22 protein-coding genes are annotated in these 24,787 nt (G+C 72.2%); 9 read left to right on the top strand and 13 right to left on the bottom strand.

The features are described from left to right. Window positions 1-28: 28 nt before the first annotated feature. Together AB0C25_RS14685 and AB0C25_RS14680 are read right to left on the bottom strand one after the other, a co-directional pair. Complete coding sequence (locus AB0C25_RS14685; RefSeq protein ID WP_357373233.1) at window positions 29-2,146, bottom strand: chromosome partitioning protein; 2,118 nt, start codon at window positions 2,144-2,146, stop codon at window positions 29-31. Between the two features lie 93 nt (window positions 2,147-2,239). After that, the gene (locus AB0C25_RS14680) at window positions 2,240-3,253 is read right to left on the bottom strand and encodes a diacylglycerol kinase family protein (RefSeq protein WP_357373231.1); all 1,014 of its coding nucleotides are present in this window, start codon (window positions 3,251-3,253) and stop codon (window positions 2,240-2,242) included. A 124-nt stretch (window positions 3,254-3,377) separates the two neighbouring features. On the opposite strand from AB0C25_RS14680, the gene AB0C25_RS14675 reads away from it, so the two are divergent. The 5 genes from AB0C25_RS14675 (at window position 3,378) to AB0C25_RS14655 (ending at window position 9,320) form a co-directional block, all read left to right on the top strand. Beyond that, the gene (locus tag AB0C25_RS14675) at window positions 3,378-4,664 is read left to right on the top strand and encodes an adenylosuccinate synthase (protein WP_357373228.1); all 1,287 of its coding nucleotides are present in this window, start codon (window positions 3,378-3,380) and stop codon (window positions 4,662-4,664) included. A gap of 148 nt (window positions 4,665-4,812) precedes the next feature. Next, on the top strand, window positions 4,813-5,748 hold the full coding sequence (locus AB0C25_RS14670; RefSeq protein WP_357373226.1) for a hypothetical protein: 936 nt from the start codon (window positions 4,813-4,815) through the stop codon (window positions 5,746-5,748). Window positions 5,749-5,832: 84 nt separating this feature from the next. Then, window positions 5,833-7,083, top strand: a complete 1,251-nt coding sequence (purD, locus tag AB0C25_RS14665) for a phosphoribosylamine--glycine ligase (protein ID WP_357373224.1) — start codon at window positions 5,833-5,835, stop codon at window positions 7,081-7,083. A gap of 456 nt (window positions 7,084-7,539) precedes the next feature. Continuing rightward, entirely contained in the window at window positions 7,540-8,103 is a 564-nt protein-coding gene (locus tag AB0C25_RS14660; protein WP_357373222.1) for a SigE family RNA polymerase sigma factor, read from the top strand. Window positions 8,104-8,117: 14 nt separating this feature from the next. Continuing rightward, window positions 8,118-9,320 (top strand): hypothetical protein, encoded by a 1,203-nt coding sequence (locus tag AB0C25_RS14655; protein WP_357373220.1) that lies wholly within the window; start codon window positions 8,118-8,120, stop codon window positions 9,318-9,320. Between the two features lie 55 nt (window positions 9,321-9,375). On the opposite strand, the gene AB0C25_RS14650 is transcribed toward AB0C25_RS14655, so the two are convergent. The 3 genes from AB0C25_RS14650 to AB0C25_RS14640 all read right to left on the bottom strand — a co-directional run bounded on the left by AB0C25_RS14650 (window position 9,376) and on the right by AB0C25_RS14640 (window position 12,808). After that, entirely contained in the window at window positions 9,376-10,938 is a 1,563-nt protein-coding gene (locus AB0C25_RS14650) for an AMP-binding protein (RefSeq protein WP_357373219.1), read from the bottom strand. A gap of 201 nt (window positions 10,939-11,139) precedes the next feature. Next, window positions 11,140-12,354, bottom strand: coding sequence for an acyl-CoA dehydrogenase family protein (locus AB0C25_RS14645; RefSeq protein WP_357373217.1), 1,215 nt, complete (start codon window positions 12,352-12,354; stop codon window positions 11,140-11,142). A 1-nt stretch (window position 12,355) separates the two neighbouring features. Further along, a complete protein-coding gene (locus AB0C25_RS14640; RefSeq protein ID WP_357243483.1) occupies window positions 12,356-12,808 on the bottom strand; it encodes an SCP2 sterol-binding domain-containing protein in 453 nt (150 codons plus the stop codon). A gap of 68 nt (window positions 12,809-12,876) precedes the next feature. Between AB0C25_RS14640 and AB0C25_RS14635 the strand changes: the two genes are divergently transcribed. Beyond that, window positions 12,877-13,515, top strand: a complete 639-nt coding sequence (locus tag AB0C25_RS14635; RefSeq protein ID WP_357243486.1) for a TetR/AcrR family transcriptional regulator — start codon at window positions 12,877-12,879, stop codon at window positions 13,513-13,515. Between the two features lie 68 nt (window positions 13,516-13,583). Here the strand turns inward: AB0C25_RS14635 and AB0C25_RS14630 are convergent, their stop codons facing one another. Then, window positions 13,584-14,246: a DedA family protein gene (locus AB0C25_RS14630; RefSeq protein WP_357373215.1), complete on the bottom strand. Its 663-nt coding sequence runs from the start codon at window positions 14,244-14,246 to the stop codon at window positions 13,584-13,586. A gap of 169 nt (window positions 14,247-14,415) precedes the next feature. On the opposite strand from AB0C25_RS14630, the gene AB0C25_RS14625 reads away from it, so the two are divergent. Together AB0C25_RS14625 and AB0C25_RS14620 are read left to right on the top strand one after the other, a co-directional pair. Continuing rightward, the gene (locus tag AB0C25_RS14625; RefSeq protein ID WP_357373213.1) at window positions 14,416-15,567 is read left to right on the top strand and encodes a histidine kinase; all 1,152 of its coding nucleotides are present in this window, start codon (window positions 14,416-14,418) and stop codon (window positions 15,565-15,567) included. Further along, complete coding sequence (locus tag AB0C25_RS14620) at window positions 15,564-16,205, top strand: response regulator transcription factor (RefSeq protein ID WP_357373211.1); 642 nt, start codon at window positions 15,564-15,566, stop codon at window positions 16,203-16,205. The genes AB0C25_RS14625 and AB0C25_RS14620 overlap by 4 nt, the downstream gene beginning before the upstream one ends. A gap of 26 nt (window positions 16,206-16,231) precedes the next feature. Here the strand turns inward: AB0C25_RS14620 and AB0C25_RS14615 are convergent, their stop codons facing one another. From AB0C25_RS14615 to AB0C25_RS14585, 7 genes are all read right to left on the bottom strand, one after another. Continuing rightward, window positions 16,232-16,831 (bottom strand): DedA family protein, encoded by a 600-nt coding sequence (locus AB0C25_RS14615; protein ID WP_357373209.1) that lies wholly within the window; start codon window positions 16,829-16,831, stop codon window positions 16,232-16,234. A gap of 157 nt (window positions 16,832-16,988) precedes the next feature. Continuing rightward, the gene (locus AB0C25_RS14610; protein WP_357373207.1) at window positions 16,989-18,251 is read right to left on the bottom strand and encodes an adenylosuccinate synthetase; all 1,263 of its coding nucleotides are present in this window, start codon (window positions 18,249-18,251) and stop codon (window positions 16,989-16,991) included. Next, window positions 18,248-19,207, bottom strand: a complete 960-nt coding sequence (locus tag AB0C25_RS14605; protein WP_357373205.1) for a hypothetical protein — start codon at window positions 19,205-19,207, stop codon at window positions 18,248-18,250. The genes AB0C25_RS14610 and AB0C25_RS14605 overlap by 4 nt, the downstream gene beginning before the upstream one ends. A gap of 9 nt (window positions 19,208-19,216) precedes the next feature. After that, the gene (locus tag AB0C25_RS14600; protein ID WP_357373203.1) at window positions 19,217-20,188 is read right to left on the bottom strand and encodes a serine/threonine protein kinase; all 972 of its coding nucleotides are present in this window, start codon (window positions 20,186-20,188) and stop codon (window positions 19,217-19,219) included. After that, window positions 20,185-20,937 carry an NUDIX domain-containing protein gene (locus AB0C25_RS14595; RefSeq protein WP_357373201.1) on the bottom strand — a complete coding sequence of 251 codons (753 nt, stop codon included), beginning with the start codon at window positions 20,935-20,937 and terminating at the stop codon, window positions 20,185-20,187. Before AB0C25_RS14595 ends, AB0C25_RS14600 begins: the two co-directional genes overlap by 4 nt. A gap of 79 nt (window positions 20,938-21,016) precedes the next feature. Further along, window positions 21,017-21,973 carry a MaoC/PaaZ C-terminal domain-containing protein gene (locus tag AB0C25_RS14590; RefSeq protein WP_357373199.1) on the bottom strand — a complete coding sequence of 319 codons (957 nt, stop codon included), beginning with the start codon at window positions 21,971-21,973 and terminating at the stop codon, window positions 21,017-21,019. Further along, window positions 21,973-23,334 carry a 3-oxoacyl-ACP reductase gene (locus tag AB0C25_RS14585; protein WP_357373197.1) on the bottom strand — a complete coding sequence of 454 codons (1,362 nt, stop codon included), beginning with the start codon at window positions 23,332-23,334 and terminating at the stop codon, window positions 21,973-21,975. The genes AB0C25_RS14590 and AB0C25_RS14585 overlap by 1 nt, the downstream gene beginning before the upstream one ends. A 55-nt stretch (window positions 23,335-23,389) precedes the next feature. On the opposite strand from AB0C25_RS14585, the gene AB0C25_RS14580 reads away from it, so the two are divergent. Continuing rightward, window positions 23,390-24,682 carry an acetyl-CoA C-acetyltransferase gene (locus AB0C25_RS14580; protein ID WP_357373195.1) on the top strand — a complete coding sequence of 431 codons (1,293 nt, stop codon included), beginning with the start codon at window positions 23,390-23,392 and terminating at the stop codon, window positions 24,680-24,682. The last annotated feature ends 105 nt before the right edge of the window (window positions 24,683-24,787 follow it).

The raw sequence follows: 24,787 nt of genomic DNA, 5'->3' as shown, positions 1-24,787 counted from the left end.
GCCCGACATCGGGCCGGCCGTCGGCGGTTCACAACCCTTCGGCGACCGAGGCGGCGATCTTCAGCCAGGCGTCCCGGGTGGCCGCGGAGAGCCCGCCGTACCGGATCGGCTCACCCGTGTCGATGAGCCGCTCGTACGGGGCCAGCAGCACCGCCCGGGTGCGGGCCGCGAAGTGCTCCTGGATGGCCGGCAGGTCGATCTCCTTGCGGGACGGTGGCATCGACACCACGGTCACGGCCTGGCGGACCAGCCGCTGCCGGCCGCTCTGCTCCAGGTGGTCGAGCATCCGCGCGGCCGTCTCCGCCGAGTCGTTACGGGCCGACATGGTGACCACCAACTGGTCGGTGGCGTCCATCGACGCCTGCCAGTTCTGCGCCCGCACGTTGTTGCCGGTGTCCACGAAGATCAACTTGTAGAACCGGCTGACCACCTCGCGGATCTCGGCGAACGCGGCCGCGGTCAGCATCTCGCCGCCGGTGGCCGACTCGTCCGAGGCCAACACGTCGAACATGCCCTCGCCCTGCGAGCGGACGTACTGCGACAGGTCACCGACCCGCCCGTGCGCGCCCTGAAACTGCCCGAGATCCCGCAGCATGTCCCGCACGGTGCGAGAGTGGAAGTCCTGCTGGGCCCGCATCCCCAGGGTGCCCTGGGTCTCGTTGTTGTCCCAGGCCAGCACGTAGCCACCGCGCTTCTGACCGAACGTCATGGCGAGCAGCAGGATGGCCACCGTCTTACCGGCGCCGCCCTTCGGGTTGACCACGGTCACCTGCCGCAGCCCGCCGAAGTTGCGGCGCACCATCTCGATGTCCCGCTTCAGTTCCTGCTCGTGCCGGCCGGGAGAGAGCCGGAGCAGCCCCATCTTGTTGACCACCGCGCGGACACCCATTGTCGCCATCGGGTCGGCGGGCCGGACCTGTCGGCGTCGGCTGAAGTCCTCGGCGGTCGGTACCGCGGTGTCCTCCGACGCCCAGCTCGCGTCCGGGTACGCGGCCGCATCGGGGTACCCGGTGCCGGGCATCCGGGTCACGCCGCCGGCCTCCGGATAGGGCTGCCCGGGCTGGACGCCTGGCGCGCCCTGTTGCCACGGCGGTGGGTACCAACCCGGAGACGGCGGATACGGCCCGGGCGGTGGGGCCACCGGCCCGCCCTGCTGGGGCGGGTTGCCGAACTGCGTCAGGTCCGGCGGCGGCGGGATGTACCCGGGACCTGCCTGACCGGGGATCACCGGCGGGCCCGGGTACGCCGGACCGGGACCGGGACCGGGACCGGGGTGCGGCGGCTGCGGTACGGGCGGCGGGGGAGGCGGTGGCGTCGCGGTGGCGTCGTGGGGCGCGGGGCGTTGCGGCGGATAGGCCCAGGGTGACTCGGTGGGCCGTCCGACCCCGCCAGCGGATCCGTCGCCGCCGCCCCCGTCGACCTGGGGTGTCGGCCCTGCCGCTGCGGGTCCGGCCGCTGTCGGGTCCGCCGAGGTTTGGGTCGTGCCGTTCGGGCGGTCGGTGGGCGTTGGGGCCGCGGTGGAGTGATCCAGGGTGAACGGCAGGTTCAGGTCGACGCCCCCCGGGGGGATCGGCGGGGCGACCGGCACCTGCGCCGACCCGGGCGCGTTGCTGGCCGCCCCGGTGGCGGTGCTAGCTCCGCCGGGGCTGGCAGCCGGGCCGCTATTGCTTCCGGGAGCGCTCGGCGCAGGCGTGCCGGGTGTCGCCGGCGTGCCCGGCTGCGGCGGCAGGCCCGGGGCAGGCGGTGCCGCCGAGTCAGCCGGCGGCCAACCCGGCTGCGGCGGCGCCCAACCGGACGTGGCGGCGTTCGGGCCGACGGCGCCCCAACCGCCCGGCGCCGGGACGGCACCGGCGAGCGACGGGTAGTCGGACGGTGAAGGCGGTGGCTGGGCCGGGGCCCCGGGCTGCCCGGGGACCGGCGGCCGGCTGAACGGCGGCACGTCCACCGGCGGCGTCACCGGCCCCGGCGCGCCCGGCTGTTGGGCACCAGGCTGTTGGGCACCCGGCTGTTGGGCACCCGGCGTCCACGGCGGCACCGCGTTACCCGTGCCGCGGTCGGCCGGATCCGGTGGCCAGAGTGGTTCGATGTCTCGCTCCGGCACCGGCTGCTGGCCGTGCACCTGCGCCCGGTCGGCATTCTCGTCCATTACGGCCCCTCCCAGTCCTCCTGCGAGGATAGGCCCATCCACCCAGGCGGGGCCGTCGGCGCAGCCGCGCCGCCGCCCGGCGCGACCCCAGGATCAGATTGACCAGACCGCCCAGGCGCCCGGCTCGATCCACCAGGAACGCTTTCGGGTCAGCTCAGCCTCGACACCATCGTCGAGATAGGGGACCTTCCCCTCCCGCGGCAGCACCGAAACGGCCCGCCCACGGGCTCGCCGCACCTCCAGCCGGACCCGTTTGCGGCCCAGCGCCGAGCGGACAACCACCGGCACGGCCACCGCGACCTCGATCTGGCCGTCGGTCGGGTCCGGCGCGGTCAGCAGCACCACGTCGTCGAGCGTCGCGTACCCGCCGGCGTTGCCGACCACGCAGGCCAGCAGTGGTTCGTCGCCGTCGGCGAGGACGGTGTCGTCCACCTCCACCCGGGCCCGCCAGTACATCGGCCGTCCGGCGTCGTCGGCGGCGCCGAGCAGCGCGCCGTCCAGGGTCACCGAGCCACCGTCGTTGCGCAGCAGATCGAGCCGGCGCGCCGTGCCGTCCACCACCGCCTCGGCCACCGCCGCCGGGTCGCGCGGCAGCCCGAGCTGCGCGGCCAGGTCCTGGTGGGTGCCGCCACGGGCCGGATCAAGCGGGAGTACGGCCACCGGCGGCAGGTCGGGCAGGGTCCGGTTGCCGGGCAGATCCGCCGGTCGCCTGCTCGGCGCCGGCGCGTACCGCCGGACCAGTCGGCGCAGCACGGCGCGCAACTGCCCGTCGCTCGCCGTGGCGACGACCAGCCGGTTCTTGCCGTCCAGGTCGGGCCAGGTGAGACCGTCCGGGCGGGCCGGACCGTCGAGCCGGGCCAACACCGCGTCGATCTCCGCGTCAGAGCGGGCGGTGACCATCTCCACCCGGGCACCTCTGGCGATCAGCGCGTCCGAGCAGGCCAGCACCGGCACCCGGGGCCGCTCGGTGGCGCACTGCTCGCTGTCGGTCTGCTTCGTCGGGTTGGTTGCGGAATCGGTCGCACCGCCGCAGCAGGCCCCACCGCTGCCACAGCCCCCGGGAGCGTCCCGCTCCGAACCGAGGGTGAGCAGCACCACGTCGTACACGGAAGGAGCCTCCTGCCTCTCGACGCGACCCCTGCCGGCCACGCCGTCACTACTTGTTAACCTGACACCCCGGGCTCGCCGAGCGGTCGCCACCTGGCACCCGAGCCTTCTGGAGGCGGAAGAGATGCCAGCGATCGTGCTCATCGGCGCTCAGTGGGGCGACGAGGGCAAGGGCAAGGTTACCGACCTGCTGGGTGAGCGGGTCGACTACGTCGTGCGCTACTCCGGCGGCAACAACGCCGGGCACACGGTGATCACCCCGGACGGCCAGAAATACGCGCTGCACCTGATGCCGTCCGGCGCGCTCTCACCGAACGCGATGATCGTCATCGGCAACGGTGTGGTGGTCGATCCGAAGGTGCTGCTCGCCGAGATCGACGGCCTGGCCGAGCGCGGCGTCGACGTGTCCCGGCTGCGCATCTCCGGTGACGCGCACCTGATCATGCCGCACCACCGGGCACTGGACCGGGTGATCGAGCGTTACCTCGGCTCGTCGCGCATCGGCACGACCGGTCGGGGCATCGGCCCCGCGTACGGCGACAAGGTCGCCCGGATCGGCATCCGGCTGCAGGACCTGCTCGACCCGGGCATCCTGCGCAAGAAGCTGGAACTCGCCCTGCGCGAGAAGAACCAGATTCTGTTCAAGGTCTACAACCGCAAGGCGATCGACCTCGAGGCGACCGTCGAGGAGTACCTGGCGTACGCCGAGCGGCTCAAGCCGTACATCGCGGAGACCCGGGCGATGCTCTGGGACGCCCTGGACCGTGGCGACACGGTGTTGCTGGAGGGCGCGCAGGCCACCATGCTCGACATGGATCACGGCACGTACCCCTTCGTGACCTCGTCGAACCCGACCGCCGGTGGCGCCTGCGTGGGTGCCGGCATCCCGCCCACCGCGATCAACAAGGTGATCGCGGTGAGTAAGGCGTACACCACCCGGGTGGGCGCGGGGCCGTTCCCGACCGAGTTGTTCGACGCCAACGGCGATCACCTGCGCAAGATCGGTGCGGAGTACGGCACGACCACCGGCCGGGAGCGCCGGTGCGGGTGGTTCGACGCGGTCGTCGCCCGGTACGCCTGCCGCCTCAACGGTGTGACCGACCTGGTCATCACCAAACTGGACGTGCTCACCGGCCTGCCCAAGGTGCCGCTCTGCGTCGGCTACGAGATCAACGGCGTCCGGGTCGACGACATGCCGATGAGCCAGACGGACTTCCACCACGCCACGCCGGTCTACGAGGAACTCGACGGCTGGTGGGAGGACATCACCAAGGCCCGCACCATCGACGACCTCCCGGAGAACGCCCGCCGCTACATCGCGAGGGTCGAAGAACTCTGCAACACGAGGGTGAGCGTCGTAGGCGTAGGCCCAGGCCGAGAAGAAAACGTGGTCCTCCACCCCCTCCTCTAGCCGGTCCCGGTGATCATGAGGTTGACGGGTTGTTCGATCTACAAAGATCCCGTCAACCTCATGATCACGCGCAGCGGGTGGGTGCTGTTTTCCACAGGGTTGTCCACAGGGGTGGTGGCTGGCCGGATGGGCGGCCAGCGTGGTTCCTGTGGATCGCGCAGACCTTGTTCGCTCGATGGCGGCCGCTCAGGATGGCTTGGTCACTCGAGCGCAGGCACAGAAAGCCGGATTCAGTCGACACGACATAGATCATCTGGTGGCCGTGGGTCGGTGGTGGCCGCTCGCTCGAGCGGTCTATCTGACGCGTGGTCGGTGCGGTGCACCACCTGCTCGCCGGTGTCGTATTCGTGCCGCATTGCTCTCGCTGGGCCCGCACGCTCACGCCGTGTTCGGCACTGCGGCTGAGTTGCACGGCATCGCCGGACTGCCGCGTCGGGACGAGATTCACGTGGGGCTGCCGGGTCGGGTGGCCAAGCTGGCGCGGGTGTCGGATCCCGCGATCGTGCTGCATCAGCTCGAACGCGCTCCAAGTGCGGTGACGCAGGTGAACGGGGTCGCGGCTACGGAGCCACGGCTGACCGTTGCCGAGATCATCTTGCGGGAACGTCGCTACGCGGCGGTCTCGGTGCTCGACTCGGCGCTCAACCGGGGGCTACTCACAACCGAATGCCTGGCAACCATCCCAGCGTTGATCCGAGGTCGGCGAGGCGCGGTCGCAGCACGTGTCTACCTTGCCGAGGCTGATGGTCGGGCGCAGTCTCCATTGGAAACCCGCTCTCGGCTGCGATGTGTCGACGGGCGGGTCCCCCCGGACACCCTCCAGTTGGAAGTGCGCGACGACGACGGGTATCTGCTCGGCATCGGCGACCTGGGCTGGAACGGCCCAAGGGTGATCGCCGAAGCGGACGGCCGAGACGCACACGGCTCACCCGAGGCCGTCTTCGCCGACCGCCGCCGCCAGAACCGCCTGGTCAATGCCGGCTGGACCATCCTCCGCTTCACCTGGCAGGACACCCTCCGCCCCGACTACATCCCGCACACGGTCCGCCAGGCGATCGCAGTCGCTCATTCCCGTCGATCATGAGGTTGACGGGCTAGTGGATCACTAGAACGCCCGCCAACCTCATGATCAACTGGGTTGGAGCGGCGGGCAGTAGGATGCGGGGTCGTGCGCGTTCTTTTGGTGGGTGGTGGCGGGCGGGAGCATGCGCTCGCGCTCGGATTGGTGCGCGATCCGGCTGTTTCGGCGCTGATTGCTGCGCCGGGCAACCCGGGGATCGGCGCGGTGGCTGAGCTGCGGACCGTGACTCCGACAGATCCGGCCGCGGTCGCGGCGCTGGCCGTGGAGACAGCCGCCGACCTGGTGGTGATCGGCCCGGAGGCGCCGCTGGTCGCCGGGGTCGCCGACGCGCTTCGTGCCAAGGGGATCGCCGTGTTCGGTCCCTCCGGTGCGGCCGCTCAGCTCGAGGGTTCCAAGGCGTTCGCCAAGGACGTGATGACCGCCGCCGGCGTGCCGACCGCCCGAGCGTACGTCTGCACGGACGCGGAGAGCACCGCCCGGGCGCTCGACGAGTTCGGTGCCCCGTACGTGGTGAAGGACGACGGTCTCGCCGCCGGCAAGGGTGTGGTGGTGACCGACGACCGGTCCGCCGCCCTGGCGCACGCCGCCGACTGCGGACGGGTCGTGATCGAGGAGTTCCTCGACGGCCCGGAGGTCAGCCTCTTCGTGGTCACCGACGGTGAGGCGGCCCTGCCGCTGCTGCCGGCGCAGGACTTCAAGCGGCTCGGCGACGGCGACACCGGGCCGAACACCGGCGGCATGGGCGCGTACGCACCGCTGGCCTGGACCCCCGCCGGCCTGGTCGACGAGGTCATGCGCGACGTGGTCCACCCGACCCTGGCCGAGATGCGCCGCCGGGGCACCCCGTTTGCCGGCCTGCTCTACGTCGGGCTCGCGATCACCGCAGCCGGCCCTCGGGTGATCGAGTTCAACGCGCGCTTCGGTGACCCGGAGACGCAGGTGGTGCTCGCGCTCCTGGAGACCCCGCTGGGCGGGCTGCTGCGCGCGGCGGCCACCGGCACGCTGGCCGAGCATCCGCCGCTGCGGTGGCGGGACGGCAGCGCGGTCACCGTGGTGCTGGCCTCGCCGGGCTACCCGGCCGCGCCGCACACCGGCGACGTGATCACCGGCGCGGACCGACCGGGCATCATCCACGCGGGCACCGCCCGCCGGGCCAGCGACGGCGCGTTGCTCTCCGCCGGCGGCCGGGTCCTCTGCGGTACGGCCACCGGCCCCGACCTGGCCGCCGCGCGGGACGCCGCGTACGTGCTGGTGGACGGCGTGGAGTTGGCCGGCTCGCAGCACCGCACCGACATCGCCGCCGCCGCGATCGACGGCCGGATCACGATCCCGAGCTGACTCCCCGCATCGGTGGGTGGGGTGCCTCTCACCGCGAACGTCCGCGGATGCGGGTCGGGCTGATGGAGAGTTCGATCCCCGGTTCCGGGCCGTGGGTTGGTGCCTCCGCGTCGGCGGAGCGGATCGGCGTGCGCGCGGCCAGCGTGTTCGCACGCTCCGGTGTCGCCGAACGACACCCCGAAGCCCGTGCACGATCTGCCACCACCACGGCCCGCCGACAGTCCACCCGTGTCAGTCCACTGCCGACCTGGTCGAGCGTGCCGACCGAAGGGGTGGACGAGCCAGTCTGGTGAGGTTGTCGCCCCGGAGGGGCAACCCGGCGTTGCTCCAGCCACGACTTAGCGGTGTCGGAGGCACAGCGACGGGAGGAGTGGAGATGCGGGTTTGCGGACGATCACCGTGCTGTTGGTGGCCGGTGGGAGGACAGGTCCGAGGATGCCGCTGAGCCGGAGATCGGTGGAACGGTCCGCGGCCGACGCGGACTACACCGAGTGCGTTCGCGCTGGTCTGCCGCAGTGGCGCCGAACGGCGTACCTGATGTGCGGTGACTGGCATCAGGGCGACGACATCGTGCAGCGGGTGCTCACCGAGCTGTACCGCAACTGGCCCCGGGCACGGCGGGCCGACAGCCTGAATGCACTGGTCCGGACGATGTTGATGCGGCGGTTGATCGACGAGCGGCGACGCGGCTGGGCTCGGGTGCTGCTCACCGACCTGCTACCGGAGCGGCCCGCACCGACCGCCCCGGATGCCACGGAGCGGCTCGATCTGGTGGCGGCGCTGCGCCAGGTCGCGCCGCGGCAGCGGGCCGTCCTGGTGCTGCGGTTCTTTCAGGACCTGACGGTGGAGGAGACGGCGCAGGCGCTGGGCTGCGCGCCGGGCACCGTCAAGAGCCAGACCGCCAAGGGGCTGGCGACGCTGCGAGGACTGCTCGCCCCCGTCCGAAATGACGTGCCGACCGCCATGCAGACCGGCAAGGCGAGTGGCACGCCGACCAACGCGTGGGCCCACGGGAGTTGACGATGATTGACGAAATGGATGTGGCGCGCTTGATGCGCGCCGAGGTCGAGGCGGCCGAGACGCCGTCCGCCGTGGTGGACATCGAACGGGCGATGACCGCCGGGCGGCGGCAGCGCTGGTACGTACGCAGTGCGGGCGCCGCGCTGGCGGTGGTCGCGGTTGTCGTCGGCGCCGTCACGGTGCCGGGCCTGGTCACGTCGCCGGACGGGTCGTCGCCGTCGACGCCGCCGTCGTCACTGAACCTGTTCGGCGCCCTGGCTCCGCTGGAGCCGTACACCGGGAAGGTGCCGTCGCCCGACACGTCCCGGATCCCGGCCGCGTTGGAGACGATCGACCCGACCGTTCAGTACCTGCGGTTCGGTTGGTTGCCGGCGGGCCTGGCCAGGCTGAGTTACTCGGCGGGTGTGTCGCCTCTTGGCCTGGGTGTCTCGCTGAGCGGGAGTGGCGGCGATCCGCAGAACTGGGCGGGAGTTTCGGTCGATCTCTATCCGAAGGGGGTGACGCCGCGGGCGCCGCAGGTCATGGGCATCGACCAACGGGCACCCGTGGTGAGCACGGCGCCCGCGCCCGATGTGCGGGGCGCGGCGGCGACCTTCACCCAGTACGACGTCGACGGCACTGACCGGCTCTCCCTCCGCTGGCAGTACGCCCCGGACGGCTGGGCCGAGGTCGACGTCTCAACCTGGGCGGAGGGGCAGGACGCCCGCGAGATCGCCCTGCACGTGGCGCAGAAGCTCAGGTTCAGTACGACCGAGCGGGTGGAGATGCCGGCCCAGGTCAGGGGGGTGCCGCAGAACCTGCGGCTGATCAATGCCACCGTCCAGGGGCCACTGACCCCGGACGGCTGGCGGTGGTACGCAAACGTCATGTACAGCGCCGAACCCCCCACCGCGAGCCCCGGTACGCAGTGGTCGAAGACGGTTGACGTCGGCTTCTCCCCGTACGTCGTGATGACCGACAAGATCCGGGCCGAGTTGAACGGGAAGGTGTTGTACGAGCCGCCGAACACCACAATCGACGGTCATCAGGCGTATTTCGACGATCCCCCTGATCCGACCTGGTTGGAGAGACTGCAGGTGCTTGACGTCCGGGGGATGGTGGTCCGGATCGACGCACATCGCGGCTTGCTCGACGAGCAGGGCACGAAGGGCCTGTTCCAGCGCCTCGACCTCACCGGGGGCAGGCAGGACTGGCGGCCCTCGCTGATGGTCGACTGACGGGCGCCGTCACCGCCCCGGAACTCGCCGGTCCTCGCCGACGGGTCCGGGGCGGTCAGCCGTAGTAGCGGCGTAGCTCTCGGCTGAGCACCTTGCCGGTGGCGTTGCGGGGCAGGTATTTCACGAGGATCACGTCCCGGGGGACGGAGAATCGGGCCAGGTAGTGCCGGACGTACTCGCGTACCGCCTCGGGGTCGAGCGTCTCGCCCGGGTGCAGGGCGAGGAACGCGGACAGCCGCTGGCCGTACTCCGCGTCGGGCACGCCGATCACGGCCGCCTCGCGGACCTGGGGTAGTTGGGCGAGCAGGTCCTCCACCTCGGATGGGAAGACGTTCTCGCCACCGGAGACGATCATGTCGTCGGCTCGTCCGTCGACGAAGAGCAGCCCGTCGGGGTTGAGTCGGCCGAGGTCACCGGTGTCGAGCAGGCCGTCGTGGGTCTCCCGGCTGGCACCGGAGGTGTACCCCTCGAAGAGCATCTCGTTGCCGACGAAGATCCGCCCGACCTGGCCGGGCGGCACCGGCTGCCCGCTGTCGTCGAGCAACTCCAGCCGGGTGCCGTGGGGTGGCCGGCCGGCCGTGGTGGGTGCCTGGCGCAGATCCTGGGGAGCCGCGAGGGAGGCCCAGGAGACCTCGGTGGAGCCGTACAGGTTGAACAGGACGTCGCCGTAGACGTCCATGAACCTCGGGGCGAGCCCGCCGGGCAGGGCGGAACCGCTGACTGCGACGACCTTGAGCGGTGGGCGGGGGTCCGGTGCGGGCACCTCCAGGAGCCGCTGCACCATCACCGGTACGGCGAACAGCGCGTCACACCTGTGCGCGGTCAGGGCGGTGAGCGTGGCGACCGGGTCGAAGCGCCGGTGCAGCACGATGGTGGCCCGCAACGCGAAAGACACCTGGAGGGCGGCGAACCCCCAGGTGTGGAAGATCGGTGCCGCGATCATCACCCGGTCCCGGGCGTGCAGCGGGATGCGGTCGATGATGGACACCAGCGGGCCGAAGCCGCTCGGCGTGGGTCGGCGGGCGCCCTTGGGCGCACCTGTGGTGCCGGACGTGAGCACGATGATCCGGCCGTCCCGCTCCGGCGGCTGCAGGTCACCCGGCAGCGCCCCGGCGACCAGTTCCTCGCGGCCCCGTTCGTCGAGGCGAGGCAGCTCGGCGGGGAGGCCGAGGACCCGCTCGGCGAACTCGTCGTCGTGCACCAGCAGCCGCAGCCGCTGCTCCTCGGCGACGGTGCCCAGTTGGGCGGCGGAGAGCCCGGTGTTGACCAGCACGGCGTCGACGCCGAGCAGGGTGGCCGCGACGATCGTCTCGATCAGCCCGTGGTGGTTGCGGCAGAGCACACCGATCCGGTCGCCGGCCTGGACGCCGAGACCCGCCCGCATCGAGCGGGCCATCCGTTCGGCCCGGTCGAGCAGCTCGTGGTACGTCAGCTCGACGCCGTTCTCGTCGATGACCGCCGTCCGGCCGGGGTCCCGGGCGGCTGCCTGGCGCAACTCGCCGCCCAGGCTCCATCCCCACGTCCGCAACGCGTTGAGCTGCGCGGCGACCCGGACAGGGCTGCCGGGGGTGAGCAGTCCACGACGGGTCAGCGTGGCAACGATGAACGGCAGGTCCATGCCGCAGACCTCCTCGGGGTGGTGCGCGGACGGGGCAGCGGATCTCCCCGTCCGTCAGGGCGTCGTCCCTTGATCATGCACTGGGTCCGGCGGTAGGCCCAGTTCGCGTCCGCGCGGGGTGACGAACACGGCACAGATCGTGGAATCCGGTGGCGGCTGCGGTATGTGAATCCCGCGGCCTCGACGCCCGCCTCCGCCGAGTCAGCGGATCTGCGTCCCGGAGATCGCGCGGGAGATGACCAGTCGCTGGATCTCGGAGGTGCCCTCGAAGATGGTGTAGATCTTGGCGTCGCGGTACCAGCGCTCCACCGGGTGATCGCGCAGGAAACCCGCACCGCCGAGCAGTTGCACCGCCTTCTCGGTGACCGACACGGCCACCTCGCCGGCCTTGAGCTTGGACATCGATCCCTCGCCCGCCGTGAACGGGCGGTTGTTGCGGCCCATCCACGACGCACGCCAGACCAGCAGCCGGGCTGCGTCGATCTCCATCCGCATGTCGGCGAGCGCGAACGCGACAGCCTGGTTCTCGATGATCGGCCGTCCGAACTGGACCCGGTCCTTCGCGTAGTCCAGGGCGTACTCGTAGGCGGCCCGCGCCACGCCGAGCGCCTGCGCGCCGACGGTGGGTCGGGTCAGTTCGAAGGTGCGCATCGCGGCCTGCCCGGTGGCCCGCTGACCGGAGCGGGCCCGGTCGAGGCGTGCCAGCAGGGCGTCTCGTCCGCCGAGCAGGCAGCGGCCGGGCACGCGTACCCCGTCGAGGAAGACGTCGGCGGTGTGGGACGCGCGCAGGCCGAGTTTGCGCAGCTTGCGGGTGGCGGCCAGGCCGGGGGTGCCCGGGGGTACGACGAACGCGGCCTGGCCGCGGGAGCCGAGCGCGGGGTCGACGGAGGCGGTGACCACGTGCACGCCGGCGATCCCACCGTTCGTGGCGTACGCCTTCTGGCCGTTGAGCACCCACTCGTCGGTGGCCTCGTCGTAGACGGCCCGGGTGCGCATCGCGCCGACGTCGGAGCCGGCCTCCGGCTCGCTGGAGCAGAACGCGGCGACGGCGGGTGAGTCGACGTCGCCGAAGCACTGCGGCACCCACTCGACCAGCTGGTCCGGCGTGCCGGCGCCGTAGATGGCGGCGACGGCGAGCGAGGTGCCGAAGATGGAGAGGCCGATGCCGGCGTCACCCCAAAAGAGTTCCTCGCTGGCGATCGGCAGGGAGAGCCCGGTCGGGTCGGCCCAGCAGGTGGCGAGGAACTCGAAGCCGTAGAGGCCGACCTTCGCGGCCTCCTGGATCACCGGCCAGGGGGTTTCCTCGCGCTCGTCCCACTCGGCGGCGGCTGGGCGCACGACCTCGGCGGCGAAGCCGTGCACCCAGTCGCGCAGATCCCGCTGTTCCTCGTTCAGGTCGAGCGAGAACTCGGCCATGTCAGGCCTTGGGGATGTCGAACAGGTTGGCGATGTTGGCGGCGAGGCCGAGGTCGCCCTTCGCCTTCAGCTTGCCGGTCATGAACATCATCACCGGGTTGGCGCCACCGGAGACGATCTTCAGGAACTCGACCGGGCCCATGGTCAGGCTCAGCTTCGGGTCGTGCTGCGGGGTCTCGTTCACCACGCACGTGCCGTCGGCGATGACCACCTCGTAGGTGTCGTTGCCGCCGTCGGGGCGACCGGTGATGACCCAGTGGATGACCGCGTTGGTGGAGCCGGCCCGGTCGGCGCGGAACAGCGACGGCATCCGGCCGAACACCTCGCCGAGGACCTTGCCGCGCAGGTCACCGGACATCACCTGGGCGATCTTGTCGTCCGGGGTGGACTTGACCAGCTGGGCGAACTCCTTGGGGCCGACGTTGGCGAAGGTGGCCGGGTCGAAGTCAGTCATCAGGTGCGCCTTCCGGAAGATATGGCTACTCGTGCGTAACCCTACGCACGAGTAGGTATGCTCGCAAGGTGTCCACACCGCCCGCCTTCAAGCGCCTGCCACGCGCCGTTCGTGAGCAGCAGATGCTTGACGCGGCCGTCAAAGTCTTCTCCCGGCGTGGCTTCCACGCCGCCAGCATGGACGAGATCGCTGAGGATGCCGGCATCTCCAAGCCCATGGTGTACGCGTACCTCGGCACGAAGGAGGAACTCTTCGTCGCCTGCCTGCACCGGGAGGGCACCCGGATGATGCAGGCCATCGCCGGCGCCGCTGCCCCCGACCTGCCGGCCGACGTTCGGCTCTGGCGAGGGCTGAAGGCGTTCTTCGGCTTCGTGGGCGCGCACCGCGACGGCTGGGCGGTGCTCTACCGGCAGGCTCGGGGTGAGCAGCCGTTCGCCGGCGAACTGGCGACCATGCGTGCCCGGCTGGTCGAGGTCGTCGCCGGAATGCTCGACCACGCACTGCGCGCCGAGGGTCGGGAGATCGCCGCCGTCGACCTGGAGGTCGTCGCGTACGCCCTGGTCGGCGCCACCGAGTCGCTTGCCGACTGGCTCGCGGACCACCCGGAAGCGGACTCGGAGAAGACGGCCACCCGGATGATGAACGTGGCCTGGCTGGGCGCCGGCCAACTCCTGCACGGCGTCGTCTGGCGCCCGGCCGCCGACTGACCCGCCCCGAAGCCCGCGCGCCGGCCCAGCCGCCCCGAGATCAGCGCGCCGGCCCAGCCGCCCCGAGATCAGCGCGCCGGCCGGCCGCCCGAGATCAGCTCACCGGCATCCGACTCGTCCGCCGTCGCCGATCGCGCGGATCGGCGACGCCTGCCCAACCAGCGAACCACCTCGACGATCGTCGTCACCCCCAGGGCGAGGCCCAGACCAAGCAGGAGACCGCGCAGTGGGTCCTGCTCGAAGGCCATCCCGCCGAGGTATCCCACCAGCCCGGAGTAGAGCCCCCACGAGCCGGCGGCGAGCGCGTCGAAGGCCAGGAACCGTCGGCGGGGATAGTGCACCGCGCCCATGGTGAGAGTGACCGCCGTCCGACCGCCCGGCACGTAGCGGGCCACGGTGAGGATGAGTCCTCCCCGCGTGGCGATGCCCCGACGCGCCCACTCGATGGCCCGCCTGCGCCGACCCTCGGGTGGGAGCCGGTCGAGTAGCCGCGTGCCACCACCCCGGCCGATGGCGTACGAGATGTGATCGCCGATCAGCGCCCCGGCCGCGGCCACCAGGATCACCGCGGGAAGGTAGGGCGCGCCGGAGGCCGCGAACACGCCTGCGGTGATCACCGCTGTCTCGCTCGGCACCACCGGAAAGAAGCCGTCGAGCACCGCGATCGTGAAGATCGCCAGGTACACCCAGGGCGAGGACATCGTCTCGTGCAGCAGGTCGAGCAGATCCATGCCCCGATGCTGGTGTGGGCGGCGGCTCCCGCCATCGGCCAGTGGTCAGCCGGACGCCATCACTTAGGTCTGGTTCGGCCCGGAGGCCGGGTAGGGGTCATCCCCCAGGACACCCGCATCCGACGGTGTGGGGCGACCCGAGCCTCCGGCGGAGCCTTACGCTCACCCCGTGGCCCCCAGCGCCGTCGCCCTCCGGCGGGTCGTTCAGCGGTACGCCCCGCTGCTGCTCGCCGTCCTGGTCGCCACGGCCGTCTGGGCCAGCGCGGCAGGTGACCTGGGAGTCCGCTCGCCGCTGCCGGGCGCGGTCGTGCTGACGCTCGCCGTGGGCTCGGGTTGGGCCGCCAGCATGGTCCGGACCCGTCGCTGGCCGTTGTTCCTGGCCGCGACGGCCGGCTGGTTGGTGCTCGCTGCCGCGGCCGCCGGGGTGGTCGCCTCGTACCAGGCGGGGCTGCGGCTCCGAGGCCGCCGGCTCGCCGCCTACCTCGTCGGTGCGGCCACGGTGCTGGCCGGTGGGGTGCTCGTCGGGCTGGCGGTGGGCGGCGTACGCCGGATCACCACCGCCACCACCGGCAACGTGTTCCTCCTCGCCGCCGGTCTGGTCGGGCTTCCGTTGGTGTTCGGCCTCTGGGTGCGGGCGCGCCGGGACACGCTCGCCGCCCTGCGGGACCGGGCCGAGCGGTTGGAACGCGAACAGGAGGCCCGCGCCGACCGGGTCCGCGCCGAGGAGCGGACCCGGATCGCCCGCGAGATGCACGACGTGGTCGCGCACCGGGTCTCGCTGATGGTGGTGCACGCCGGGGCGCTGGAGGTGACCGCGACCGACCCGGCGACAGTCGACGCCGCCGCGCTGATCCGGACGACCGGTCGGGAGGCGCTCACCGACCTGCGCGAGGTGCTGGGTGTGCTGCGGCAGGCCGGTACGGCAGTGCTGCCGGAGCGAGGGCTCGACGCGTTGGACGAGCTGATCGGGGAGTCCCGTGCCGCCGGGCTGCGGGTGCACCGGCGGGACGAGGGAGTCCCGACGGCGCTACCGGCGACGGTGGGACGCACGGCGTACCGGGTGGTCCGGGAGGCGCTGACGAACGTGCGCAAGCACGCCGCCGACGCCGAGACGACCGTGTGCCTGCGCTACCTGCCCGACGGGCTGGAGGTGCGGGTCCGTAACGGTCCGTCCGAGGGCGGCCAGTCCCTGCCCGGTGCCGGTCAGGGGCTGCTCGGGCTGCGCGAGCGGGTGGAGTTGCTCGGCGGCCGGCTGGAGGCGACCCCGGTGGACGGCGGCTTCCTGGTCCGCGCCCTGATCCCGCTGGCGGGTGCGGCGTGATCCGGGTGGTGGTGGTCGACGACGAGCACCTGCTCCGCGCCGGGCTGCGGCTGATCCTGGAGGCGGCCGAGGACATCACGGTGGTGGGCGAGGCGGCGGACGGCGCTGGCGCGTTGCAGCAGGCCCAGCGGTTACGTCCCGACGTGGTGCTGCTCGATGTGCGGATGCCGGGCGTCGACGGGCTGACCATCGCGCCCGACGTGGTCGCCGCCGGACCGAAGGTGATCATGCTGACCACCTTCGACCTCGACGAGTACGTGCACCGGGCGCTGCGGGCCGGCGCGGTCGGCTTCCTGCTCAAGGACACCCCGCCCCGGGAGTTGGCGGCAGCCGTCCGCACGGTGGCCGCCGGGAACGCGATGCTCGCCCCGACGGTCACCAGGCGCCTGATCAGCTCGTTCGCCGAGCGTGGCCCGGCCCGCCGGGAGGCGGCTCGGGAGCGGCTGGCGCCGTTGACGACGCGGGAGTTGGAGATCGTCCGGGAGGTGGCCCGCGGGCACGGCAACGCGGAGATCGCCAGGCGGTTGACGATGAGCGAGGCCACCGTGAAGGCACACGTCAGCCGCGCGCTGGCGAAACTCCAGGCCGGCAACCGGGTGCAGCTGGCCATCCTGGTGTACGACGCGGACCTGCTGTGACGGGTGTCCCGCCGCCACCGGGCCGGTCAGTGGCGCGACCGGTGTCGCAGCCAACGGATGCCCTCGATGCCCAGCGTGACGAGCACCGACAGGCCGATCCCGGCGAGGACGCCCTTGACGGGGTGGCGCTCGAAGGCCAGCCCACCGAAGTAGCCGAGCAGCCCGCAGTACAGGGCCCAGGTGACCGTCGCGATCGCGTCGTAGAGCAGGAACGACCGGCGGGGATAGCGCACCGCGCCCATGGTGAGGGTGACCGCCGTCCGGCCTCCCGGCAGGTAGCGGGAGGTGGTCAGAATCAGCCCGCCGCGCCGGTTCAGCGCGCGTCTCGCCCACTCCGAGCTGGCCCGTCGGCGGCTGCCGTCGGGAAACCTGGCGAGCCGGTTCGCGCCTCCACCGCGCCCGATGGCGTACGAGACGTGGTCGCCGGCGCAGGCGCCCACCGCGGCGGCGACGATCACCGCCGCCAGGTTGGGATTGCCGCTGGTGGAGAGCACGGCGGCGGTGATGACGGCCGCCTCGCCGGGTACGGCCGGGAAGAACGCGTCGACCGCCGTGAGCCCGAAGATCAGCAGGTACACCCATGGTGAGGTGACGAGCTGCCGGAGCAGGTCGAGCGCGGAGTCCATGCCCCCATGCTCGCCGGGTGCGACCCGCCCCGGTGCCGGAAGTGGCGTATGACCCGAACCCCTCCCGCGCCGATCTTGCAACTTCGGGTTCGGAGCCGACCACTACAAGAGCCGCGAACATCAACCGAAGTGCAAGATCGGCAGCGAGAGGTTGGCGTCAGGGCGCGTGGACCAGGGCTCGTGGGGCGAGCAGTGGGCCGTGGGAGGTCTTGTCGTCGGCGGTGGGGCCGCGCGAGGTCAGCACCACCGGGGTGGCCAGCTCCGTGCCTATCGCCTCCGCCCAGTCCGTCGGCGGGTCGTCGTAGAGCGGGCGGGAGCGCAGCAGGCGGGCGGTGAGCGCGGCCTGCCGGTCCAGGTCACCGAGCGGGCCCGGGGTGAGCCGGTCGGTGGTGTCGTAGCGGCGGCAGATCCGCAGGTCGGGGCCGGCCAGGTCGAGGTGGGTCAGCGCCAGGCCGTCGACCCTACCGGCCGCCGCGAGGGCGTACCGGTGGGCGACCGCGTCGAAGTGGCCGAACCGGAACCGGCCCTGCCACGGGTTCGTGGCGTTGTGCCTGTCGGTGCACGGCAGGCTCGGGTCCTCGGTCACCAGCGGGCCGGCCCCGTGTCGGGTGGTGACGATCCGCAGCACCCCGATCCGGGTCGCGTCGCCGGGCCGGCCCGCCTCGGCGAGCAGGCCGTCCACGTTGGCGAAGGTGGTGGTGCTCCACGTCGTGTACGGGTGGAAGCCGTGCCACTCGTCGAGCAGCACCCCCTGTGCCCCCTCGAAGACGCAGGTGCCGGCGCGTAGTGCCCCGGCCAGCCAGCTTCCGTCCACGATCGCGACCCGCCCGGCGAACCCGGTGAACGCGGGCAGGCAGTCCTCGACCGGCGGCGCGTCCAGCGGACCCAGCTCGGCGGTCAGCCGGTCCCGCAGGGCGGTCAACCGGCGGCGCAGCAGCGCTGGGCTGCGGCAGTCGCCGACCCGGGGCGCGTCGTCCGGGTGGGCGAGACCGTACGCGACGGCCTCGCCCACCCCCAGCCCGCAGGAGCCGTGCCGGTCGGCTCCCCGGGCGATCTCCCGGGCCTGGTTGGCGGCCCGGTGGTACGGGGTGGCGAGCAGCGCGTCGCCGTCGACGGTGAGTCGGTCGAGCGCGTCGGTCACCCCGACCGTGGCGAGGTGGTCGGCCTCGGCGGCCAGCGCCAGCGGGTCCACCACGACGTGCCGCGACAGGTGGGTACGGACACCGGGGTGGAACGTCCCGGCACCGAACTGCGCGAACGTGTGGTGCCGCCCGTCGCGCAGCACGACGTTGTGCGCCGCCTGCGCGCCCCCGTTGAAGCGGACCACCGTGTGCACGGGCCGGGTGGCGCAGAGCCAGTCCACCACTGTGCCCTTGCCGGCGTCTCCGTAGCCGAGGTCGACCACCGCCACGTGCCTCACAGCCTCCTCACCCCACCGGCGGTGTCGGTGAACGCGGGCAGCGTCGACACCTCGGCCCGTCGTCCCCGGCCGAGGCGGGCCAGGGCCTTCGAGACGGTGCCGGTGGCGCTGGAACCGGCGTGGTCCAGGTGGCGCAGGCCCTCGTCCAGGTCGATGGCCTGCTCGCCGAGGCCGATGGTGAGCGCGATGGTCTCGCAGACCGCGTCGAGGTCGTCGAGCACCACGGCGTTCTGGCCGAGCAGGTCGCGCCAGAAGTCGAGCACCTTGGCGTTGCCGGCGTAGTGGCTGCCGGCGGGGAGCAGGTAGTAGGTGTCCCAGCGGCGGGTCACCTCGTCGACGACCTGCCGCAGCGGCACGTCCTCGGCCAGGTCGTCGCCGATCAGTTTGGCCACCTCACGAGCCTTCACCTGCTGGTACGCCAGCTCGTCGCCGATGATGAACAGGTAGCCGCGCCGGCCGCGCCTGTCCCAGTTGTCGGTGGCGGTGTGTCGGGCCATGAAGTACATGGCCAGCTCGTACGACTCGCTCATCTGCCCGCCGCCACCGCCTTCGAGGACGATCCGGCCGAGGTCGTCGTCCATCCGGTTGTCCGATTCGAACTGCCCGACCTGCAACGGCACCCGGTCGCAGGTGGCGTCGCCGATCGCGCCGAACATGATCTGCGGATCGCTGGCGTACCCCTGCCGTTGCAGCAGCCCGAGCAGTTGCGGCAGCTTGGTCTGCAGGACACGTGGCACGTTGCGCATCGAGCCGGTCACGTCGAAGAGCACGGCGACGGGGGTCGACCGGGGGTGCTCGTCGGAGTCGCGGCTCTCGCGCATCGCGTCGCGGGGGTCGAGTGCGGTGTGCACGGTGCGTGCCCCGCTGTCGCTGTAGGAGAACGCGCTCCGGCCGGTGGACCGGCGGTAGCGGTCGGCGGCGTCGTACACGTCGGTGGACCAGATTCCACTGCCCATGACAGCTCCTTAGGGGGTGAGGGTGAAGGGTCGGAAGGTGCGTGGCCCGTAGAGCCGGTCCAGCACCTGGTCGAGTTCGCGCAGCAGCCGCCAGGCGTCGTCGGGCCGGGCGTCCAGGGACCGCTGCCGGCAGCCCCGCGCGAATGCGTGCAGTTCGCGGGGGGCACGCGACCCCATCAGCCAGCTCATGCAGCGGCTGGCCATCGCGATGTCGGTGCCTGGTCCGGCGGGCCGCTTGCGGGGGACCTCCTCCGGATACCAGTCCTCCTGGCCGGGTACGAGCGCCGGGATGGTGGTGCCGGTGGGGGCGGAGAAACACCAGTCGACGAGCACGACGCCGTGGCCGTCCGGCTCGATCAGCACGTGTCGCGGTAGGACCGCGCCGTGCACGACGCCCGCCCGGTGGGCCAGGCCGAGCACCACCAGCAGCCGCCGCCACATCCAGGCCGCGTCCCGGGCGTCCAACCCGTCGGGGTACGCGCGCCGCACCTCGTCCAGGTCGTGCAGCCCGGGTGCGGTGGCGATGACGTTGATCCGTCGTTCGGCACCGGACGCGGTGTCGCGGTGCGGAAACTCGTCGACGAGCCGGGGCACGTACGGCAGGTAGCGCGGGTCGCCGCGCTCGGCGATGGTGCGCAGGGCGTGTGCCTCGCGGGCCAGCAGGTCGTTGTCCGTGGGCCGTCGGGGGAGCTTGAGCAGGCGGTCGGCGCCGACGTCGTAGAGGTCGGCCAGGTCGCCGGAGTGGGCCGGCGCGCCGAGCCGGTAGTCGCCGAGGACGGTGACCTGCCGGGCCTGCCACCGGGTGGTGACGTGGACGAACGCGTCGAGGGCCTCGGCGCGTACCGCGGGGTCGGCCGGCAGGCGGTCGGGGTGCAGGGCCGCGACCAGCTCGCGGTAACGCCGGGCCGGCTGGTCCGTGCCGAACAGCTCGGTATCGGTGCGGGCCGCCGTGACCAGACCGATGGCCGCCGCCGTCCTCATCGCACCGTCTCCTCGCGGGCGGGGCGCAGCAGCGCCGGGTGCAGCAGCCGGGCGTCGCCGGCCCGGTAGAGGCGGGCGCGGGGGCCGCCGCGGGAGCCGCCGCGCTCGGTGCTGGCGCCGGTGCTCTCCACGAAGCCGGGCACGGAGAGCACCTTGCGGTGGAAGTTGCCGGCGTGCAGCGGGTGACCCCACACCGTCTCGTAGACGGTGCGCAGCTCGCTGATCGTGAACTCGGCGTCGAGGAAGCGCGTGGCGAGCGGGGTGTATTCCAGCTTGGACCGGGCTCGCTCCAGCGCGTCGTCGATGATCCGGCCGTGGTCGAAGGCGAGCTGTCGGCTGGTCAACGCGGTGACCGGCAGCCAGATCGCCTCGTCGGCGTCGGTGCCGGCGGCCGGATCCGGCAGGTCGGGGGCGAACGCGAGGTGCGCGATCGAGACGACGCGCATCCGCGGGTCGCGGTCGGGTGCGCCATAGCTGCCCAACTGCTCCAGGTGTACGCGGCGCAGCCGGTCGCCGCCGAGCCCGGTCTCCTCGGCCAGCTCCCGTCGGGCGCCGGCGGCCAGATCCTCGTCGGGTTGGACGAAGCCGCCGGGCAGCGCCCAGTGCCCGGCGAACGGCTGCTGACCGCGCTGGATCAGCAGCAGGTGCAGTGCACCGTCGCGGATGGTCAGCGCCACCACGTCGACGGTCACCGCGACCGACGGGTAGGTCCGTGGGTCGTACGCGGCCAGGAACTCCTGCTCGTTCATCGCGTCTCTCTCAGGTTGAGAACATCTCGCTCTGAGAACAACTTAGCGCACGAGGGCATCCCTGCCAACCCGGAAATCGTCAGCGCACGAAACCAGCCAGGTGCGGACGCCCGCGCGAGTCGTGCAGGGCGAACCCGCCGTCCGGCAGCAGGGTGAAGTTCACGGTGCTCGGCAGCGACACGGGCGTCTTGAAGGCGACCTCGACGGTGTAGGCGTCCGGCAGCCGGTTCTCCAGAGCGGCCAGACAGCGGGCCTTGCTCCACATGCCGTGCGCGATCGGCCGGCGGAAGCCGAACAGCCGCGCACCGAGCAGCGAGGTGTGGATCGGGTTGTGGTCCCCGGAGACCCGCGCGTACGTCGTGCCGACCCGGGGATCCACCCGCCAACGGGCCGTGGCGGTCGGTACGTCGGGACGTCTGCCGCGGTCGCCCCCGCCGGGCTTGCGCTCCCGACCCAGGTACGTCGAGACACCCTCCCAGACCGTCTCGCCGTCGACCGAGCCCACCAGCACCACGTCCACCTGCCGTCCCCGGTCGTGCGGACGCAGGTTCTCCGCGTACGTCGTGAAGTCGAGGGTCTCGTCGGCGCTGATCGGGCGACGCACGGTGATCCGGTTGCCGACGTGCACCAGACCGATCAGTGGAATGGGGAACTCCGGCAGGGTCATCAGCCGCAGACTCAGCGGGAACCCCAGGACGTGCGGAAAGGTGCCGGGCAGACGGTCGGCCAGCCGGAACCCGCAGACCCGGTCGTAGTCGGCCAGCTGTGCCCGGTCGACTGTCACCCCGCGCACGGCCAGTTCGACGGCCGGCAGGTCGGGACCACGTCGCCGGCCGCCGAGACCCGGCAGCGCGCCGAGCACCGCCCGCCGGTGCAGCGCCCCGGCCGCCGGCAGCCGGGGCAGTTCGACTTGGGTACGACCACCGGACTCCGGCCGGAGCGCCGCCGCCCGCGTCTCCGCCGACAGCGTCTCCGTCGGGCCGTCGATCAGCTCGTGCAGGGAGAGGTCGTCGTCCGGCTCCTTCCGACGGCCCATCACGCCCCCAGCAGGCTCTGGCCGCAGACCCGGACCACGTTGCCGCTGACCGCACCGCTGGCCGGCCAGGCTAGCCAGCCGATCGTCTCGGCCACGTCCACCGGCAATCCGCCCTGGGCCAGGCTGTTCATCCGCCGGCCCGCCTCGCGGACCACCAGCGGGATACGCGCGGTCAGCCGGGTCTCGATGAAGCCGGGGGCCACCGCGTTGACGCTGATCCCCCGCTCCCGCAGGGCCGGGGCGAGCGAGTCGACCAACCCGATCACGCCGGCCTTGCTCGTCGCGTAGTTCGTCTGCCCCCGGTTGCCGGCGATCCCGGCGATCGACGAGACCGCGACGATCCGACCGCCGACCGGGATCAGCCCCCGCTCCAGCAGCACGTCGTTGATCCGCTCCTGACTGGAGAGGTTGACGTCGATGACCTGGTCCCACCGGTCGGCGTCCATCCGGCCGAGCGTCCTGTCCCGGGTGATGCCGGCGTTGTGCACCACCACGTCGACCCGGCCGTGCCTGCTGGCCAGGTGGTCGGCGAGCCGGCTCGGCGCGTCCGGCGCGGTCAGGTCGAGCTGCACGGCCGTACCGCCGATGTCGTTCGCCACCGCGGCGAGGGCGTCCCCGGCGGCCGGGATGTCCAGCGCCACGACCTGCGCGCCGTCGCGGGCGAGCACCTTCGCGAGCGCCGCACCGATGCCCCGGGCGGCGCCGGTGACCAGCACGACCTGGCCGTCCAGCGGGCGGTCCCAGTCGGTCGGGGCGCTGGCCGCGCCGACGCCGACCCGGATGACCTGGCCCGAGACGTACGCGGACCGCCCGGACAGCAGGAACCGGACTGTCGATTCGAGGCTGGTGAGTGTGCCGGCGTCGTCGCCGGCGCGGGTGACGGCGACGAGCTGCGCGGTGGTGCCCCGACCGAACTCCTTGCCGATGCTGCGGACCAGCCCCTCCAGGGCGCGCTGGGCGGTCGCCTCGCGGGGCGTCGCGCACTCCTGCGGCGGGGTGCCGAGCACGATCACCCGACCGCTGGGCAGCAGCGTCCGGGCCTGCGGGTGGAAGAAGTCGTAGAGCTGGCGGAGCTGGGTGGAGTCGGTGATCCCGCTGGCGTCGTACACCAGGGCTCCGAAGCGGTCCTCTGTTGCGGCGGTGGTGGTGGTGTCGCGCAGCTCGACCCCGGCGGTGGTCAGGATCTTGGCGAGCGGCTCGGCGAGCCGGCCGCCGGTGGCCGCGCCGAGCAGGGCCGGCCCGGCCAGCAGCGGGTCGCCGGGGTGGTGCCGGCGCAGTCGGGGCGGGTCGGGCAGCCCGAGGCGCTTGACCAGCGCGCGGCCGGCGGCCGATTGGACGAAGCTCGCGTACCTGTCGGTCATGGGCGTAGCCTACTGGCGAGTAGGGTTTGAGCAACACAGGTCGAGGAGGCGGATCGTGCAGAGCATTCGGCGGGTCGCGGTCATCGGGGGCAACCGCATCCCCTTCGCCCGTTCCAACTCCCGCTACGCCGACGCGTCCAACTCGGACCTGCTCGGCGCCGCGCTGGACGGCCTGATCGCCCGGTACGGGCTGGCCGGGCAGCGCGTCGGCGAGGTGGTGACCGGCGCGGTGCTCAAACACTCCCGCGACTTCAACCTCACCCGCGAGGTGGTCCTCGGCTCCCGGCTCGACCCGCACACCCCGGCGTACGACATCCAGCAGGCCTGCGGCACCGGCCTGGAGGCGGCGATCCTCGTCGCCAACAAGATCGCCCTCGGCCAACTCGACGTGGGCATCGCCGGCGGCGTCGACACCACCTCCGACGCGCCGCTCGCGGTCAACGAGGAGATGCGCCGCACACTGCTCAAGCTCAACTCGGCCCGCACGCTGGGCGAACGGCTCAAGGTCGCGGCGAAGCTGCGCCCACTCCAACCGTTCAAGCCGGAGATCCCGCGCAACGCCGAACCGCGCACCGGCCTGTCCATGGGCGACCACGCCGCCCGCACCGCCCTGCGCTGGCAGATCGACAGGCGATCCCAGGACGAGTTGGCGCTGCGCTCACACCAACGGCTGGCCGCCGCGTACGACCGGAACTTCTTCGACGACCTGATGACGCCGTACCTGGGGCTGACCCGTGATGCGAATCTTCGCCCCGACACCAGCCTGGAGAAGCTCGGTTCGCTGAAGCCGGCCTTCGGCACCCGCGGCCCGGACGCCGAGCACGCCACCATGACCGCCGGCAACTCGTCGCCGCTCACCGACGGCGCGTCCACCGTGCTGCTGGCCAGCGAGGAGTGGGCGGCCGCGCACAAACTGCCGGTGCTGGCCTGGTTCAGCTGGTCGGAGACGGCGGCTGTCGACTTCGTGCACGGCGACGAAGGGCTGCTGATGGCCCCCGCCTACGCGGTGCCCCGGATGCTGGCCCGCGCCGGGCTGACGTTGCAGGACTTCGACTACTACGAGATCCACGAGGCGTTCGCCTCGCAGGTGCTGGCCACCCTCGCCGCCTGGGAGTCGCCGGAGTTCTGCAAGGACCGCCTCGGCCTGGACACGCCGCTGGGCGCGATCGACACCGACCGGCTCAACGTCAACGGCTCGTCGCTGGCCGCCGGGCACCCGTTCGCCGCCACCGGCGGGCGGATCGTGGCGACCCTGGCCAAGCTGCTTGCCGAGAAGGGCAGCGGACGCGGACTGATCTCCATCTGTGCGGCCGGTGGTCAGGGTGTGACCGCGATCCTGGAACGCTGACCGCGCGGATCACCCCTTATCGGGGTTAGCGCCAGCAGGCGTTAACTGCCCGTTCAGGAGTCGGCCCGCTGGCGGAGGGTTTACCACGCGATGGTGATCGTTGCC

This window comes from Micromonospora sp. NPDC048839 (assembly GCF_040649915.1).
Lineage (GTDB): Bacteria > Actinomycetota > Actinomycetes > Mycobacteriales > Micromonosporaceae > Micromonospora.
Note: the sequence above shows the minus strand (reverse complement) of the source record. Positions and strands in the feature narration are given on the sequence as shown.